The organism is Paenibacillus sp. D2_2 (assembly GCF_031199965.1).
Lineage (GTDB): Bacteria > Bacillota > Bacilli > Paenibacillales > Paenibacillaceae > Fontibacillus.
In genome coordinates this window covers 1,421,460-1,437,047 of sequence record NZ_CP133605.1, presented here as the reverse complement: position 1 = coordinate 1,437,047, position 15,588 = coordinate 1,421,460, and the positions used below count along the sequence as shown (strand labels likewise).

Annotated in this window: 19 protein-coding genes and 2 pseudogenes; 12 read left to right on the top strand and 9 right to left on the bottom strand. The window is 45.1% G+C overall.

The genetic code is table 11. The annotated features are described in order from the left end of the window. Positions 1-99 precede the first annotated feature (99 nt). The 4 genes and pseudogenes from RE628_RS07165 to RE628_RS07150 form a co-directional block, all read right to left on the bottom strand. Positions 100-183 (bottom strand): putative holin-like toxin, encoded by an 84-nt coding sequence (locus tag RE628_RS07165; protein ID WP_220687457.1) that lies wholly within the window; start codon positions 181-183, stop codon positions 100-102. A 250-nt stretch (positions 184-433) separates the two neighbouring features. Then, a complete protein-coding gene (locus RE628_RS07160) occupies positions 434-655 on the bottom strand; it encodes a phage holin (RefSeq protein ID WP_309158126.1) in 222 nt (73 codons plus the stop codon). Between the two features lies 1 nt (position 656). Further along, positions 657-1,564 (bottom strand): annotated as a pseudogene (locus RE628_RS07155) (glycoside hydrolase family 25 protein). Between the two features lie 34 nt (positions 1,565-1,598). After that, positions 1,599-1,772, bottom strand: a complete 174-nt coding sequence (locus RE628_RS07150; protein ID WP_309158124.1) for a hemolysin XhlA family protein — start codon at positions 1,770-1,772, stop codon at positions 1,599-1,601. Between the two features lie 392 nt (positions 1,773-2,164). On the opposite strand from RE628_RS07150, the gene RE628_RS07145 reads away from it, so the two are divergent. The 3 genes from RE628_RS07145 (at position 2,165) to RE628_RS07135 (ending at position 3,807) form a co-directional block, all read left to right on the top strand. After that, positions 2,165-2,395 carry a hypothetical protein gene (locus RE628_RS07145; RefSeq protein ID WP_309158122.1) on the top strand — a complete coding sequence of 77 codons (231 nt, stop codon included), beginning with the start codon at positions 2,165-2,167 and terminating at the stop codon, positions 2,393-2,395. Next, complete coding sequence (locus RE628_RS07140) at positions 2,376-2,864, top strand: hypothetical protein (RefSeq protein ID WP_309158120.1); 489 nt, start codon at positions 2,376-2,378, stop codon at positions 2,862-2,864. The genes RE628_RS07145 and RE628_RS07140 overlap by 20 nt, the downstream gene beginning before the upstream one ends. 130 nt (positions 2,865-2,994) lie before the next feature. Beyond that, positions 2,995-3,807, top strand: coding sequence for a copper amine oxidase N-terminal domain-containing protein (locus tag RE628_RS07135; protein WP_309158118.1), 813 nt, complete (start codon positions 2,995-2,997; stop codon positions 3,805-3,807). A gap of 116 nt (positions 3,808-3,923) precedes the next feature. On the opposite strand, the gene RE628_RS07130 is transcribed toward RE628_RS07135, so the two are convergent. The 4 genes from RE628_RS07130 to RE628_RS07115 form a co-directional block, all read right to left on the bottom strand. After that, on the bottom strand, positions 3,924-4,472 hold the full coding sequence (locus tag RE628_RS07130; protein WP_309158116.1) for a DUF4127 family protein: 549 nt from the start codon (positions 4,470-4,472) through the stop codon (positions 3,924-3,926). A gap of 11 nt (positions 4,473-4,483) precedes the next feature. After that, positions 4,484-5,230 (bottom strand): DUF4127 family protein, encoded by a 747-nt coding sequence (locus tag RE628_RS07125; RefSeq protein WP_375143050.1) that lies wholly within the window; start codon positions 5,228-5,230, stop codon positions 4,484-4,486. Beyond that, positions 5,206-5,631 (bottom strand): DUF4127 family protein, encoded by a 426-nt coding sequence (locus RE628_RS07120; protein ID WP_309158112.1) that lies wholly within the window; start codon positions 5,629-5,631, stop codon positions 5,206-5,208. The genes RE628_RS07125 and RE628_RS07120 overlap by 25 nt, the downstream gene beginning before the upstream one ends. A gap of 419 nt (positions 5,632-6,050) precedes the next feature. Then, the gene (locus RE628_RS07115) at positions 6,051-6,554 is read right to left on the bottom strand and encodes an ArpU family phage packaging/lysis transcriptional regulator (protein ID WP_309158111.1); all 504 of its coding nucleotides are present in this window, start codon (positions 6,552-6,554) and stop codon (positions 6,051-6,053) included. A gap of 298 nt (positions 6,555-6,852) precedes the next feature. On the opposite strand from RE628_RS07115, the gene RE628_RS07110 reads away from it, so the two are divergent. From RE628_RS07110 to RE628_RS07070, 9 genes and pseudogenes are all read left to right on the top strand, one after another. Continuing rightward, positions 6,853-7,224, top strand: a complete 372-nt coding sequence (locus RE628_RS07110) for a helix-turn-helix domain-containing protein (protein WP_309158110.1) — start codon at positions 6,853-6,855, stop codon at positions 7,222-7,224. A gap of 126 nt (positions 7,225-7,350) precedes the next feature. Continuing rightward, positions 7,351-7,611 carry an ImmA/IrrE family metallo-endopeptidase gene (locus tag RE628_RS07105; protein WP_309158109.1) on the top strand — a complete coding sequence of 87 codons (261 nt, stop codon included), beginning with the start codon at positions 7,351-7,353 and terminating at the stop codon, positions 7,609-7,611. A 165-nt stretch (positions 7,612-7,776) separates the two neighbouring features. Continuing rightward, a complete protein-coding gene (locus RE628_RS07100) occupies positions 7,777-7,956 on the top strand; it encodes a hypothetical protein (protein WP_309158108.1) in 180 nt (59 codons plus the stop codon). Next, positions 7,953-8,297, top strand: a complete 345-nt coding sequence (locus tag RE628_RS07095; protein ID WP_309158107.1) for a hypothetical protein — start codon at positions 7,953-7,955, stop codon at positions 8,295-8,297. Before RE628_RS07100 ends, RE628_RS07095 begins: the two co-directional genes overlap by 4 nt. 165 nt (positions 8,298-8,462) lie before the next feature. Further along, positions 8,463-9,482, top strand: a complete 1,020-nt coding sequence (locus RE628_RS07090; protein ID WP_309158106.1) for a LacI family DNA-binding transcriptional regulator — start codon at positions 8,463-8,465, stop codon at positions 9,480-9,482. A 288-nt stretch (positions 9,483-9,770) separates the two neighbouring features. Further along, positions 9,771-11,186, top strand: coding sequence for a tagaturonate reductase (locus tag RE628_RS07085; RefSeq protein WP_309158105.1), 1,416 nt, complete (start codon positions 9,771-9,773; stop codon positions 11,184-11,186). A 1-nt stretch (position 11,187) separates the two neighbouring features. Continuing rightward, on the top strand, positions 11,188-12,675 hold the full coding sequence (locus RE628_RS07080) for a UxaA family hydrolase (RefSeq protein WP_309158104.1): 1,488 nt from the start codon (positions 11,188-11,190) through the stop codon (positions 12,673-12,675). 34 nt (positions 12,676-12,709) lie between these two features. Continuing rightward, a pseudogene (gene uxaC / locus RE628_RS07075) lies at positions 12,710-14,096 on the top strand (glucuronate isomerase). Positions 14,097-14,459: 363 nt separating this feature from the next. Beyond that, the gene (locus RE628_RS07070) at positions 14,460-14,999 is read left to right on the top strand and encodes an NADPH-dependent FMN reductase (protein WP_309158103.1); all 540 of its coding nucleotides are present in this window, start codon (positions 14,460-14,462) and stop codon (positions 14,997-14,999) included. A 76-nt stretch (positions 15,000-15,075) separates the two neighbouring features. Here RE628_RS07070 and RE628_RS07065 read toward each other — a convergent pair whose 3' ends face one another. After that, on the bottom strand, positions 15,076-15,501 hold the full coding sequence (locus tag RE628_RS07065; RefSeq protein ID WP_309158102.1) for a MerR family transcriptional regulator: 426 nt from the start codon (positions 15,499-15,501) through the stop codon (positions 15,076-15,078). Positions 15,502-15,588 lie beyond the last annotated feature (87 nt).

The window sequence follows — 15,588 nt, the reverse complement described above, 5'->3', positions numbered from 1 at the left end:
AGCCGTGCGCGAACACGACTCCACGTACAATAACTGCATAAAGAGCAGTCGGCCGCTAAAGTTGAGGTCGAGATAGACCGTTTCCTTGGCGAGGGCGGTCTATTTCTTTTTCATGTAAGTAAGAAGCGCCAAAATGAACATACCGAACATGAACATTAAGGAAAGTGCATCCTTGACTTCCATGGGCATCACCTCCCTTCCGGGAGATTAGCCGACCACCCTTATAGCCGTATATTGTACTCTCAAAATTATATCATAATAGAATCCAATAAAGACAAAATATTGAATACAAATATAGAATTTCGGAAGCTTATTCATAACTCACAAGCAACAAAAAAAACGCCCCTCCGATCACTAGACCGAACGGGCGATTTCTTAATCGTGTATTCAATTATTTCAGTCCTCTCAGATTGTTATAGAACTAATAGAGGGATTATAGATTGTATCCGCCGCTATTGGGCTTGGTCGGGTTAGAAATAATGCCTAGCGTAGCAAGTAGACCTAGGATTACATCCGTAATAGCCAAAATATCCTGCTTCAACACATCGGTTAAGTCGAACAGTCCTGTCAAATGTCCGAGAAGTTGAACGAGGAGCAGGACTTGAGATACGATACTAACCCATAACGCATAGTTTCGCCATCTTTTCTTATTCATATCATTGACCCCCTTGCTCAATCCGTTTCAGTCTTTCTTCCAGATCACTAATTCTAGCTATGTTACCTGAGATCAGCTTGAGGAAGTTCGATCTTAATCGATTAATCACGATCGCTGTCTCTTCTCTCGTTATCGTCGCCCCTGGTCTTGTCCCATCGAAGTAACCATTCGCCTTGGCCTCCGCCCAGTCTTTTGCAGCCCAATCGCTGACTTGATTCACATCGCGCTCACTCACTTTTGGCTCCTCCTTCTTAGGTCCATATTTATTTCTCAGCTCAACCTCGGTACCGTCGAATTCATTCAGATCCACCGATCCATTAATCCCGCCGACGATTCTCGAACCATTAGGCAGTGTGCCTCCGCTTTGCCCGTCGCTATATTGCCAGAACGTCCAGCGAGTCCAACCGGATGCGTCAACAGGTGTCTGAGTACTATACCTTGCAATCCAGAGCGGATATTGGCTCAATCCACTGAAGTTGCCAATGAACGCTGGATAGGTATAGAGCATTGGTGTAGCACCGGTTAATTGCCCGATTTCATTTAGAAAAGCCTTTGCAACCGCAGTAACTCCCGCCGCACTTAAACTACCTGATTTCGATTCGTAATCTAGTACAGGAGGAAGATCGAATTTTACTCCCGCTGACTGGATCGCATTGTAGAATACTTGCGCTGCCGATTTCGCCGCCGCTTCGGTCATCACGGAATTATCCAAATAATGATAGGCGCCGATCATCAACCCCGCCGCCTTTGCGCCCGGGCATTTTCAATAAACCTCTCATCTACGCCGTTCTGAGTGGCTTTGATAAAAGCGAATGAAATCCCGTTAGCTGCTACCTTCGCCCAATCGATCTTGCCCTGCCAATGGGAAACGTCAATCCCTTGGGCATTGCCTGATTTCCTTGTCTGCATAACCATCACTTCCTTTACTGTAAAATATGCTAGATTACAGACAGTCGGCTTGTACGCACGCCCCACCTTGTAATTTAATTACCGTTAAAATAGCCCCGACGACAATCGTAATGATCGACGCCGCAATGGTGCGCCAGAGCCACTTCTGAGCATCTTCAATCTTGTCCAACCGATGGTGAGCCGACCGCGCCGAGCCTCCACCACACACCGTGGCAGGCTACAAAATTGTTTCGTACCTTCGAGCCGCCCCCATATACAGCTGATACACAGCTCGGGCTGCTTCCACTCGATTTCAGTAACTGGCGCTGCAGGCGGATTCTTGTTGTTGTTGCACGTTGGCATTGGCTACCCTCCCAAAAGAAAAGCCGCTGAATCAATTTCAGCGACTTTCCTGTTCTATCCGGCGATGGAGGGCCTCACTGGCCCGTTCGCCTGATTCTCACAATACAAATTTAACACGCCTAAAGGGAAATGGACGGACATCCGGAGGACAATGAGCGGACGTATGTTCGTATTTTTATTGCATGGTAAATATTTCAATCTATCCTTATAATTGATAGTAATATAAATAGACACTCTCTAAAGAAAGAAGGGGATGTATTGAAAAAAATAGGGTGCTTAATTACAGGCCTCGCTCTAGGATTAACCATTTCCGTTGCAAGTCCTGCCCTTGCCCAAACCGTAAAATCCATAACAGCCAAGCTTAATACCACGGTTAGCGTACTCGTCAATGGTGAAAAAGTTAATCTTAATGCTCAACCGATTAATTACAATAATCTAAACTATCTGCCAGGTTGGGGAGATTGGAAGAGTGTTAGGGTTGGACGTTAGTTATGATAAGAAAAAGGATGAGATACTGATCACTAATCCTAATACACAGGTCCCCCCTCCTCCAGAACAGCCCTCAAAATCCCCAGAACCAATTGTGTATAAGGAAGAATTGAAATTAGGTGATCCTGTTGAATTTGGTAATATTAAGCTGACTGTGAATGGGCTGTTTAGTAAACCCGATTTTAAGAATTATGTATATTATGGAATAGACTATCAAGTTGAATCATTAGCTAATAGCACTGATGGCATTTATATAGAATCGCAAATTGAATTTCAGAGCGGAAGAATATACTATCTAGACTTTGTAAACCCGGATAAAATTTATCAAAACTCTCCAATAAGAAACACTAACGAATATTATGAGGGAATGTCATTTCCTCAAGAAGATTTACCCGTTAAAATAAAAATCAAGCTGCTTTCTTACACAAAAAATATGGATGTCCTTGGTTACGCTACGTGGTCTCTTTGAGATCACGTTTTTTAGTCCTAGGACCAACACCCTATTTTCCTGTTAAACCCAAATTTTTTGCAACTATTTCTATCTATTTTACGTTTAATATATTAACGCTTATATCATTATTAGAGATACGGAGGTTCGCATGTTTAAAAAATTGACGTTATCCTTACTGGCCTCTGCCATGCTGGCTATTCCTATATTATCCACCTCCAGCTTTGCGAGTCCTGCCGCTGTGGAACTGGATAATGGGAAACTGCAGAACAATCGTGTACTTATTCCTCTTCGGGATGTATCTCAGCATTTAGGTGCTCAAGTTGAATGGGATAAGCGTAGTCAGCTTATTACTATTGTCAAAGACGACAATACCATACAGCTAGTTCTGGGCTCGAAGAAGGTTCAAGTCAATCAATCCGAGGTTACTTTAGACGTTCCTGCACAGATCATAAATGGAGGAACTACCTATGTTCCCCTCCGTTTTGTAAGTCAGACATTAGGTGCGGACGTGACGTGGGATCAAAGAGTCAGACAAGCTACAATTACATTGAATGATCTGCAAATCGTAGTGAATATGAATCCCGGACAACCCTCTGCCGGACAGAAAGTTACCATGGATCGTTTACGTCAATTATCCGACATGTTAAACAAAGCGAACGATATATCTGCTATCGAACAGGTTCGTTCTTACTTCGCACCGTACTTCACGGATCGGTTCATTAATTCGATTATTCAGGACAAGGGGCTTAACAGTAAATACGTATTTAAAGATCTTACATCCCCGGCTTATTATACAAGCGCTACGACGGGGAGGTTCTCACAGTCTATTGATCTTGGACAGAATGAATCTGGGAATTTGGTTACGATGACCAGGCAAGCTCAATTCGTCTATAGCGAAGGGATCTGGAAAGTGGATAGTATCAGTTTCAAGAAGAACGAAATTCCTATTACAGGGGCATAGTGACCACCTAATTTAAATAAGGACCTCACCTCCGCATATCGCGGTTGATGAGGTCCTTTTGCTTGAAGTCTTCTATTACCTTGTCTAACTAAAGAAAGAGTAGGGAATAAGGCGGGTTACTTCAACTTGACTTCAGGAGCCAGCGTAATCTCAAAGGCACGGCCCCATAGGAAATCAGGATTTTCATAAGGTAAAATAACACTACTGTAACCTGTAAGCCTCCAGGAAGATCCGCAGATTTGTTTCACATTACGCGCACTATCGGAGTTGCCGATCAGGAAGGCCGGCTTATCTCCCAAGGTCGTTACTAGAGTTTGCATTCGATCCCGCAGCAAAGTAAGCATATATTCATAATCTTCCGGCGGGTTGAAGACAAGCATATTCTGATCCGCCATCGTTTGCGGAAAATTGCTATACTTACCATGGCTTCTTGAGTAGGTCCGGATTTCACCAATGGCCACTGCTTTGTAGTAGTAGTCCTTCAGGAAGCGTTTGAACAGCAAAGATCCGTGCGCATTGACAGCTGCTTCGAGCACTGGCCCCTTCTTCTCCGAGACCAGGAAGCTGTAGCGAGCCTGACTCATCCCTAAGGAGAGTCCGATTTTATTACCGGCTGTATTCCATGCGCTGTAGCCAAGCAGCCGTCCGGTATATTGGCTTCCCAATAATGCATCTGTTACTGCGGCATTGGCTGCCCCTGAGCGACAAAATCAATTACTACGGTTGCCCGGTTACCCGCACCATTAGCCTCAATCCCCGCCATAGCACTAGATACCTGGGTGACGTCCGTAATGGCGATAATCTCGATATCCGGCGAGTTGGTGACAAATTGCCCTCCGACAATATCGATATGACGAAGAATATTATCATGTACGCTCATATATTCATACGGGTTAATAATCGTGGAACCGTGCGGCCCATAATATTGAAGCGCAAATTTTGTTCTACCTTTTTTCCCTCTATTTAAATGATTAGCCATACGTGCTACTAAAGAGTGTCCAAGACCGTCGGCATCGGGTAAAATAATCGCCAGGTTCGGATTTTGTCCACCACGACCTCCAAGCGAACGGTTAATAAAGTTCTCCACAAAGCGGATCTCGTTGATCTGCACACCTTCCGTCTTCGCATCATCAACTCCAACCGCTAGAAAATCGATATAACCACGGCGAGCCAATTGGTCCAGCACATAATAGTTCGTCTTGAACTTATGCTGACGGGCGTTATAATACTGCTCTTTATTAAACTCCGTGGTGTCGCCGTATTGAGTATCCGTATCAGAAGTGTTGTATCCGTTCAGAATATCGCTGAAAGCCGTATAGGCTTGGCGAGGCTGGCCCATGAAATTACGAGATTCTACGTAGGCATCGTAGGTAAGCCCTTCTGTAAAGGACGTTGTCGCTAGCCGCATAATCGTATCCAGCACATAGACCGGTTTATGGGGATAACGCTTTTTAATCTGACAGATAACATCGAGCAAATGGGCTGTGGCGGAATCATAGTTCGGATAAACTCCGCCCCGTTCTCCCGGAGTCGTCTGGCGCCGATCAGCCCGCCGTAAGCGAGCATATCAATCGAAATAATGAAGCCATCAACTTTAGCCGCATGGTCAATAATGAATTGACGAATGTTCGCTGTATTGCCAAACGTTGGCGAGCAGGTTCGTATCAACTGATCTCCCAAAGCTTCTGCCTCAGCATCGATACGGTTCCGAATGTCCATAGGGTCAGGCGTAATCAGCTGCAATCCGGCGGAGCGTCCTAACGTAATCACATCATCCAGGTTTACGGGACGATCATCGAGCGGTACGTACAATACTTTTTTCATAAATAATCACCTCTAATAAATTTTTGTGGCATAAATAAGAAAAGCCGCTGAAATTAAGTTCAGCGACTTTTCCGGTTTCTTCGACGATACAAGGCTTCTTGTCCTTCTCGCCTCATTGCCACAATACAAATTTAACACGGCAAAAAGAAAGTAGTGGGACATCCACAGGACACAATACGGACATATGTTCGGTTATTTAAGTGCGAGTTCAAAAAGGTCGATTTTCAGCACCGAGAAGGTTGGATAAAGCTAGGGCCTGAGGAGCGGAGCGTACGTAGTTGGTACGTGAACACCGGAAGGCCCGGCTGAATTCAAGATTTGATGTCGAATAAGCTCTCTGTGTTACTTCGTGATCAAAATCGAACTTTTTGAACTACCTCTAAAAAGAAAAGCGGCAATCTGCCGACTGATACCAAATACTAAGTATTACTGCATTTCGCATATTCCCTTACTCTCCCAGGCTCCTCATCCTCAAATACTTCCAACTTCATAGCGACCGCTAGGATGCGAAGCGCACTAGCCTTGATTCGCCGATAGGTTCTATCACTGATGCCCATCTCACCGCAGCTGATAAAATCGTACTCTTCCTCCCTGCTTAGATAGCTTCGTTCAATAACCTCGCGCTGTACCGCAGATAGACAGCACATCGCCTTGTCCAACAATTCTGATTTGCGGATTAATTCCGCCTCGCGATCCACATTCGATATAGCCAGATGTTCGGACGGTTTGCTGACAAGATTCGTATTACCGTGATATCTTGGCTGATAACTGGCCGTAATTCCAGCCTCGCGACGGATAAAACCAATTTTCCGGTAATGACGGATCTCTTCAAGGCGCTGTTCCACAGCCACTCTTGTTGCAGTCTGATTGATCGGCAGATTCTCAAATACGGTCAAATAAATGTTAGTGTTGCGTCTTGCCATAACAATCCCTCCCCAAATTCACCAATAAAATATATGATCATAAGATAATTGAATTATTAATGCCATTTTGGTAACTTATAAGTATATGAACCTTACAATTCTTCTGGATTATACGATCCGTTTTTGTCGTTTCCCCTCCTTTTCACCGAGTTTCTTACCAATTCGGTAACCTTAATTGCATTATATGTTACCGTTACGGTAATGTCAATCTATGTAATTCATAAATAAATATATAAATCATCTTACCAATATGGTAACTATATGATATAATAATCCAAACGATGAAAGAGGAATTATTATGCAAACCCTTGGTGATCGTATCAAGTACCTTAGAGAATTGAAGCAATTTACGCAGAAAGATTTAGCCACCAAAGCGGAGCTCACGATCGTCCAATTGTCGCGTTATGAGACGAATGATCGCAAGCCCGATCCAGAATCGCTGCGTCGAATCGTCGATGCGCTCGACACAAGTGGGGATTATTTGCTAGGAAGAACCCAGGACCCGTCTCCTATGAAGGAAGCGGTGACGAACTTGTCTTTTTACGGTGGGCCTGAAGCCTATACCGCTGACGAAATTGCCATGATGGAGGCCGCGCTAAAGGCCTATCGTGAGCAGAAGAAGAAATTGCTTCATAAGGACAGCGAAAAAACAGATAAAAACAATCCATAAAATAGAGGATTCAGCATCTATGACGACGAATCTATTTAATATCAAGTTGATTTTAAACGGGCCCTTACCAAAGGGCCATTATTTTCCAACACATAGCGAACATACATTCTTATTTGAGGTGGATTTATGTTATTCTCCTATTACCAGGAAACTCCTTTGGAGCAATGGATCAGTACAGAATATATGAGTCACGGAATTATGCTTCCTGACCAGCTCGACATCGATCATATTGCTGAAGCCTTCGGCGTTGAGCTGATCTATGAGGCTTGCCCATCCTTCTCTGATAATGAGGATAAAGTTATTTTTATTAATAAACAGACGCAGGAACTGAGCGCTAGGTTGGTCTTCTTCCATGAGCTTTGCCATGTGCTGCGACATGCCAGGTGATCAGCGTCGAATGCCACTGCTCTTCAAGAATGCACAGGAGACAGAAGCCGAACAGTTCGTCCTTTATGCTGCGATGCCGTTCTACATGCTGGACAGATTAAATATCCCGACCAACATTACGATGCGATTCCGTTCATCGCGGAGCATTTCCACGTCACTTTGGAATTGGCGGAACGAAGACTCGATCAAGTCCAGCGCAGAGTACTCCAGGGAACATTGATCGCCGCGGCCCGCGAAGCGGACCGGAAGCAGCAGCTAGCCGATTCTTGGTCTCCCGAGACGATGCGAATTCTGAACCAATTGGAGCGACAGATGACTGAAGGCAAAGGAGGAGCCGAGCTATGAGGTTAGCTGTATATTGTGACTTCATATCGGAAGGAATACACCCGCTTCAGCTCATTGTTCAGCCCGAGTCGGGCGAATTGGATTGGAGTGAGGTGCTCTACTTGCCCTTATCCGGCCCATTTGAACCATTCGAGGCTGAGCAGTTCGGTGACCTAACCGGAGTCTCCGTCCTGCTTGAAGATCTTATTGTCAATCGTAAAGACCCGGAGAAAATCGGCATACGACTTTCCCAGATATCCGCACGCCATCCCGAAGCTGACATCGCTCTCTTCATCTTGCAGATTGCCGATGTTGAAGAAGTGCTAGGATACCGCTGGGAGCAAGTCAATTTATCTAATTGACTTGCACTCCCTCTTAGACATAAAATGAACACGTTATCATCTATTAAAGGTAACCCTAGCTTCATCCAACTGAGGCGTTTTGATAAAACGCACATCGGAAGAATACGCTTCGATGCTGAAAACCGTACTTTTTGAACACACATTAATAAAAATTAAGAGGTATACATGATCACGATTAAAGATATTGCTAGAGTCGCCGGCGTCTCCCATACGACCGTATCTAGGGCTCTCAACGGTAATCCGCTGATTAAGAAGGAAACTCGGGACAAAATTGAAAAAATCGCTGCGGAACTAAACTATGTACCGAACTTCAGCGCCAAGAGCCTGGTTACGAGAAAATCCTATACCATCGGCCTGTTCTTCTCCTCGATCGATCAAGGTACATCGGAGAGCTTCCTCGTTGACGTGATCAAGGGCATCAAACATGTGCTTGATGAGAACTATAACCTGACGGTTAGTGGCATTGACAGCATCCAGCACCTTGACAGTATCTCCCGCCAGCGCTTCGACGGTATTCTCGTCATCAGCCAGAGCGATGCAGACAATGCCTTTATTTATCATGTCAAAAAGGCCAATATCCCTCTAGTCGTGCTCAATCGCCAACTGGAAGATACAAGCATTATGAATGTAATCGCGGGTGACCGTACAGGCGTCAAGGAAGCGATCGAATATGCGATTTCCCAAGGTCATCGCAGGCTGGCCATGATTGAGGGTAGACCTGATTTCAAATCAGCGTCCGAGCGTAAGCAAGGCTTTATCGAGAGCATGCTGGCAAAGCAAATTCCTGTTAGACCCGAATATTTCGCATCAGGTGACTATACGGTGGAGAGCGGATTCAGTGCGATGAACGTACTGTTATCTTTACCTAAACCGCCGTCCATGGTGCTCTGCTCCAACGATAATATGGCAATCGGCGCAATGAATGCCTGCTATGCCAGAGGGGTGTCAATTCCAGATCAAATATCATTAATTGGTTTTGATGATATCGTCTTTGCCCAATACACCAATCCCGCCCTTACAACCATTCATAGACCTATCGCCGATATAAGCAGGCTGGGAACACTGAAATTGATCGAACTGATGAATGATCCTGATAATACGGCGATTGAACAATTATTCGTCAAGACCCGATTGATCATCCGTCATACAGTCACTAGCATAGGTGAAAATAAATCGTATTCGTAAAGCCTGAGATGACAGCCAACTCCGTTCATCGCAGGCTTTTTTCCAAAGCAAGGTGCTTGCTCTATCTAAATTTATAAATATTGACTTAAGTACGAAGTAAACATAAAATGAACACGTGAACAATCAAATATATGGGGGATTTTTCCGTGACAATCTTCTCTCTAAATTTCTTGTTAATGAGTTTCATATATTTCAATTCGTCTAAAGTACTGATCCATACTTAATTTCTTTTTTTACAACACCAATTGTTAACGTGTGCATTTGTAAGTAAAAGGAGATTGAAGTCTGATGGTAAAAACACTGACAAGAGCAAATTTCCCGGATCTCCCCTCCTATCCGGAGCGGATGATTCAGTTTGGTGAAGGGAACTTCATGCGAGCGTTTGTCGACTGGCAATTGCAGCAGATGAATAAGCAAGGGCTATTTAATGGCAGCGCCGTACTGATTCAACCGCGTAACCCAGGCATAGGCTTGAGATTGGATCAGCAGGATTACCTCTATACGGTACTCTTAAATGGAATCAGTCAGCAGCAAACGGTAAACGATCGGGAGATCATCACAAGTGTCAGTCGACTGATCAATCCTTATAGAGAATATGAGACTTTTCTTAAATTAGCTGAAGATGATGAGCTCGAGTTCATCAGTTCCAATACGACGGAAGCTGGGATCGCCTACGATCCAAATGACTGTCTTGATAGTCCGCAGAAGAGTTTTCCAGGCAAGCTGACCGCTCTTCTATATAGACGCTTTGAACTTGGCAAGAAAGGCTTCACCATTATCCCTTGCGAGTTAGTCGACCGTAATGGCGAGATATTGAAAGAGATCGTATGCCGTTACGCCCAGGAATGGAACCTCGGAGATGCGTTCATGAATTGGCTGGATGAGGATAACACCTTCTGCTGCAGCTTGGTAGACCGGATCGTATCCGGCTACCCACACGACAAGGCTGCCGAGCTTGAACAAGAACTTGGCTATGAGGATAAATTCATGGTTATGTCTGAACCGTTCATGTTCTGGGTCATCGAAGGCCCTGAATGGCTCAAGGAGAAGCTCCCACTTGCCAAAGCCGGGCTCAATGTCGTCGTAACCAAAGACATGACGCCGTACCGTGAACGCAAGGTTCGCCTATTAAATGGCCCTCATACGGCTATGGTTCCGCTTGGTTTACTAGCGGGACTTGAGACGGTTGAAGCTGTCATGAACGATCCGAGCTTCTCCAGATTCATGAATTTATTAATTGAGAACGAACTGATCCCGATGCTCGACCTTCCCAGCGAAGAACTGCATTCTTATGCCACCGCCGTGCAGGAGAGATTCAGAAATCCGTCCATCCATCATGAATTAACATCTATTTTCCTGAATAGCATTTCTAAGTTCAAGACCCGTCTGCTACCGGTAATACAGCGTTACCTACGGGAAAAGGGACAACTACCAGAACTTATAACTCTCTCCTTCGCAGCGTTATTGCTATGTTATCGCGGGGATCGCCTGCAACGTCAGGACAGCCCCGAGGTGTTAGCTATTTTTGATGAAGCATGGAGTAATCGAGACACCTTGGTTCCGACTATTCTGAGTAATAGCAAATTATGGGGCGAGGATCTGACGCAGCTTCCAGGGCTTAAGGAGAGCCTCGAAGCAAACTTATGTCAGCTCGAAGTGGCGGGAAGCCGTGCAGTCCTTGAACATAGGATAGGGGTGAAGTAATGTGCTGCGACTCATGAAGATGAATCCGCGTGATACAGTCGCCGTAGTTCTGCAACCGATTCAAGCTGGAGAGGAATTAAATCTTGAGGGACAGATATTCAAGGTGCAGCAAGTTATCCCGCAAGGACATAAAATGGCGCTTATCAATTTCAAACAAGGCGATACGATCACCAAATACGGCTACCCTATTGGCCAGGCTAATGAGGCAATATCTACTGGTGATTGGGTGCATACCCATAACCTTAAAACCGGCCTCTCTGGCGAAGAGGAATATGAATATCAACCCGATCTTCACCCGGTTACCTATCCAAAGCGTAACATGACCTTCGATGGTTATGTCCGCAATAACGGCAAGGTCGGCATTCGCAACGATCTCTACATTGTACCAACCGTCGGCTGTGTTAATGGCATTGCCGAGCAATTGCTGAGCGAATTCAAGCAGCTTCATCCGGACTTAGGTAGCTTCGACAACATTACGATTCTCAAGCATCCTTACGGCTGCTCGCAACTAGGAGATGATCACCGCATGACGCGCAGGATCCTGATGGATGCCGTTAATCATCCAAATGCAGGCGGCGTACTCGTCTTCGGCCTCGGCTGCGAGAATAATATCGTCTCTGAATTCCGTAGTCTCTTAGGCGACTATGATGAAGAACGGGTCAAATTCCTGGTCGCCCAGGAGGTTGGCGATGAAGTTGCCGCAGGGCTCACCCTGCTTGAAGAAATATACGAAGCAGCCATGGATGATCACCGCCAGCCTGTTCCGATGAGCGAGCTGAATGTTGGCCTCAAATGTGGCGGATCAGATGGATTCTCAGGTATTACTGCAAATCCTCTGCTCGGCGCCTTCTCCGACTTCCTGATCTCTCAAGGTGGGACTTCGGTGCTGACCGAGGTACCCGAAATGTTCGGAGCTGAGAAGATGTTAATGGCGCGTGCAGAGAACCGCGAGGTATTCGAACAGATTGTCTCGCTCATCAATAATTTCAAGCAATATTTTCTCTCTTACGGTGAGCCGGTATATGAGAATCCATCACCAGGGAATAAGGCCGGAGGCATCAGTACACTGGAAGATAAATCATTAGGTTGCACGCAAAAAGCCGGAACCTCCCCAGTGGTCGACGTGCTGCAATATGGAGAGAAGCTTCGTAAGAAGGGGCTAAGCTTGCTGCAAGCGCCTGGCAATGATCTTGTCGCTTCCTCTGCCCTCGCTGCTGCAGATTGCCAACTCGTGTTGTTCACGACTGGACGCGGCACACCGTTCGGTAGCTTCGTGCCAACTGTAAAGATCGCAACGAATAATGAACTGTACGCAAAAAAGGGCCATTGGATGGATTTCAATGCCGGTCCGCTGTTGGAGACACCAATGGAAGACGTGCTTGAAGACTTCATTCAATATATTATTGCCGTAGCCAGCGGCCAAAAAACGCGCAATGAACAAAATGATGTGCGAGAACTGGCTATATTCAAAACGGGTGTAACTTTGTAAACCGAACTTATCTTAATTTAAAGGAGCCAGCATTATGTTCTTAAATGACGATTTTATGTTAACCACCCCTATGGCCAAGACATTGTTTCATAATCATGCCAGCAAAATGCCGATTATCGATTATCATTGCCATCTCGATCCGCAGGAAATTTACGAGAACAAGCCATTTGTGAATCTGACTGAAGCCTGGTTATCTGGAGATCACTATAAATGGAGATTAATGCGCGCTAACGGAGTACCTGAATCTCATATTACAGGTAATGCTTCCGATTATGACAAGTTCCTGGCTTGGTCCAGAACGCTACCGAAGACGATTGGCAATCCGTTGTACAGCTGGACGCACCTTGAGCTTCGTCGCTTCTTCGGCATTGACGAGCTCCTGAATGAGGAATCTGCACCGCGTATTTGGGAAGAAGTGAACCGTAAGTTGGCAACAGAGCCATTTAAACGCCGAAATATCATCAAGAATACCAATGTTAAAATCATAGGTACAACCGACGACCCCGTGGATTCTAAGCTATCACCAACGCTTGGCTGAAGAAGAGCAGGACTTCAAGGTACTGCCTACCTTCCGTCCCGATAAAGCGCTGAACATCGATGCACCAGGCTTTAAGGAGTGGCTCAATCGTCTAGAGAAAGCTAGTGGACTGCAAGTTGCATCTTATAAGGAATTAGTTGCTGCGCTCAAGAATCGGGTCGAATTCTTCCATGACAACGGCTGCCGGCTGTCCGACCATGCACTGGACGTACTTCGCTATAAAGCTGGAAATGCTGAAACATTGGAGAACATATTCCGTAAAAGACTGGCCGAAGAAGAGCTGTCAGCGGATGAAATCACCGTTTACCGTACAGAGCTATTAGTCCAGTTAATCGCCTTCTATCGTGAAAAGAATTGGACGATGCAACTACATATGCATGCTTACCGTAACAATAATACTTCACAGTTGAAATTGTTGGGGCCAGATACGGGATTTGACGCTCTGAACGACCAGCCGATCACTGAAGCGCTAGCGAAGCTGCTCGATCGCGCTGAGAGTGATCAAGGCTTACCAAAGACGATTCTGTATTCTCTTAATCCGAAGGATTACCTTGTGATACTAACGCTGATGGGCTGCTTCCAGCAGGAAACTCCAGGCAAAATACAGCTCGGCTCCGGTTGGTGGTTCAATGACACTCGCGGCGGGATGCGTCAACAGTTGTCCTTATTCGCCGAGCAAAGCTTGCTCGCCAACTTTGTCGGCATGCTCACTGACTCTCGTAGCTTCCTATCCTACACGCGTCATGAGTATTTCCGCCGCGTCCTATGCGAGCTGATCGGCGAATGGGTAGAACGTGGCGAAGCGCCGGATGATCCTGTCTTGCTTGGACAAATGGTCGAAGATATCTCGTACAATAATGCTGCCGGATATTTCGGCTTCTAGCGGAAGAAGCATCTCCCCGCTGTTTTTAACAAGGCAGCAAATCGTTCAACTTATACGAATAGCCCATGAGTTCAATCGATTTGAATTCATTGGGCTATTTTTATTGGGAGCTTATATAGGGATAAATTTCATATTTTCCTAAAATTTTTTACTAACTTTTCGAAAGGTACTTGATTTAATAAATGTGGTGTGTTATATTCATTTCGTGATATAAAGATTCTCAAAATTAAATTAATTATTAGGAATTAAAACAGTTGATTTGTGGACAATATGCAAGTAAAGTTCGATCGACATCCACAGAGCGCTATTAATTCTTAAGCAAGTTTTTGTTAAATTATTACACTTTCAGAGGAGGATTTCTCAATGTCTAAATTAAACATCGGTATTATCTTAGGTAGCACACGTGAAGGTCGCTTGAGCCCACAAGTCGGTGAATGGGTGAAGAAAATCGCTGACGAGCGCGGAGACGCAAACTATGAGATCGTTGATATCGCTGACTTCAAGCTTCCACTACTCGGTGAAGCTGATGCTACAGAACAAGCAACTGCTTGGAATAGCAAGCTGGACAGCCTAGATGGATTTATCTTCATCGTTCAAGAATATAACCACAGTATCTCGGCTGCTCTGAAGAATGCACTCGATTATGCCCGTGAAGCTTGGAACAACAAAGCTGCTGGTATCGTGAGCTATGGTTCTGTTGGCGGCGCTCGTGCGGCTGAGCATCTTCGTGGGATTTTGGGCGAATTGTCCGTTGCTGACGTTCGTATTCACCCTGCATTGTCCCTATTCACAGATTTCGAGAACTTCTCAGTATTCAAGCCAGCTGATCTTCACCTGACTAACCTTAACGGTATGCTTGACCAAGTTCTTGCATGGAGCGGCGCTTTGAAAACTTTGCGCTAAAATTTAGTCTTCCCTTCAAAGCCAAAATCCCTCACTCTCTTCATGAAGAGAGTGAGGGATTTTTTAATAAGCCGGCTTAATGATGAATTGAGAACTTCTCTTTGTACATTTGCGGCAAATGGTTAATTTTGTATTCAATAGTCTCCAGATTGCGCTGGGTATCTCTGATCTGTTGCTCCACATTATGCTTATGCTGAATCAGAATCTCCAGGCCCTTATCCACGACAGCATCATTATCCATGCAGTACTGGATGAAAGTACGAATATCCTTGATGGGCATTCCCGTATGCTTCAAGCAGCAAATCAAGTCGATCCATTCAATATCTTGATCATGAAATACGCGTACGCCGTTCTCACGATCTACGAATGGTAAAAGGCCCTCTTTATCATAATATCTGATCGTGTACACAGATAGGTTTGTCTTCTCGGCAACTTGCGAAATCGTATAAGTCAAAGTGGTCTCTCCTTCATTACAGCGTTCCATATTTGGATCAAAAGCCATGACAATGTACATCCTAAATTTGATAAAAACCGATCCAATTTATTTATTTGACATAGAGTGAACTCTAGCACTTATCCTATTATTGTA

Excerpts from the sequence above, each read along its gene's own strand:
- RE628_RS07165 (WP_220687457.1), bottom strand. The coding sequence starts at position 183 with ATGGAAGTCAAGGATGCACTTTCCTTAATGTTCATGTTCGGTATGTTC.
- RE628_RS07160 (WP_309158126.1), bottom strand. The coding sequence starts at position 655 with ATGAATAAGAAAAGATGGCGAAACTATGCGTTATGGGTTAGTATCGTA.
- RE628_RS07135 (WP_309158118.1), top strand. The coding sequence starts at position 2,995 with ATGTTTAAAAAATTGACGTTATCCTTACTGGCCTCTGCCATGCTGGCT.
- RE628_RS07120 (WP_309158112.1), bottom strand. The coding sequence starts at position 5,631 with ATGAAAAAAGTATTGTACGTACCGCTCGATGATCGTCCCGTAAACCTG.
- RE628_RS07115 (WP_309158111.1), bottom strand. The coding sequence starts at position 6,554 with ATGGCAAGACGCAACACTAACATTTATTTGACCGTATTTGAGAATCTG.
- RE628_RS07110 (WP_309158110.1), top strand. The coding sequence starts at position 6,853 with ATGCAAACCCTTGGTGATCGTATCAAGTACCTTAGAGAATTGAAGCAA.
- RE628_RS07105 (WP_309158109.1), top strand. The coding sequence starts at position 7,351 with ATGTTATTCTCCTATTACCAGGAAACTCCTTTGGAGCAATGGATCAGT.
- RE628_RS07095 (WP_309158107.1), top strand. The coding sequence starts at position 7,953 with ATGAGGTTAGCTGTATATTGTGACTTCATATCGGAAGGAATACACCCG.
- RE628_RS07090 (WP_309158106.1), top strand. The coding sequence starts at position 8,463 with ATGATCACGATTAAAGATATTGCTAGAGTCGCCGGCGTCTCCCATACG.
- RE628_RS07085 (WP_309158105.1), top strand. The coding sequence starts at position 9,771 with ATGGTAAAAACACTGACAAGAGCAAATTTCCCGGATCTCCCCTCCTAT.
- RE628_RS07070 (WP_309158103.1), top strand. The coding sequence starts at position 14,460 with ATGTCTAAATTAAACATCGGTATTATCTTAGGTAGCACACGTGAAGGT.
- RE628_RS07065 (WP_309158102.1), bottom strand. The coding sequence starts at position 15,501 with ATGGCTTTTGATCCAAATATGGAACGCTGTAATGAAGGAGAGACCACT.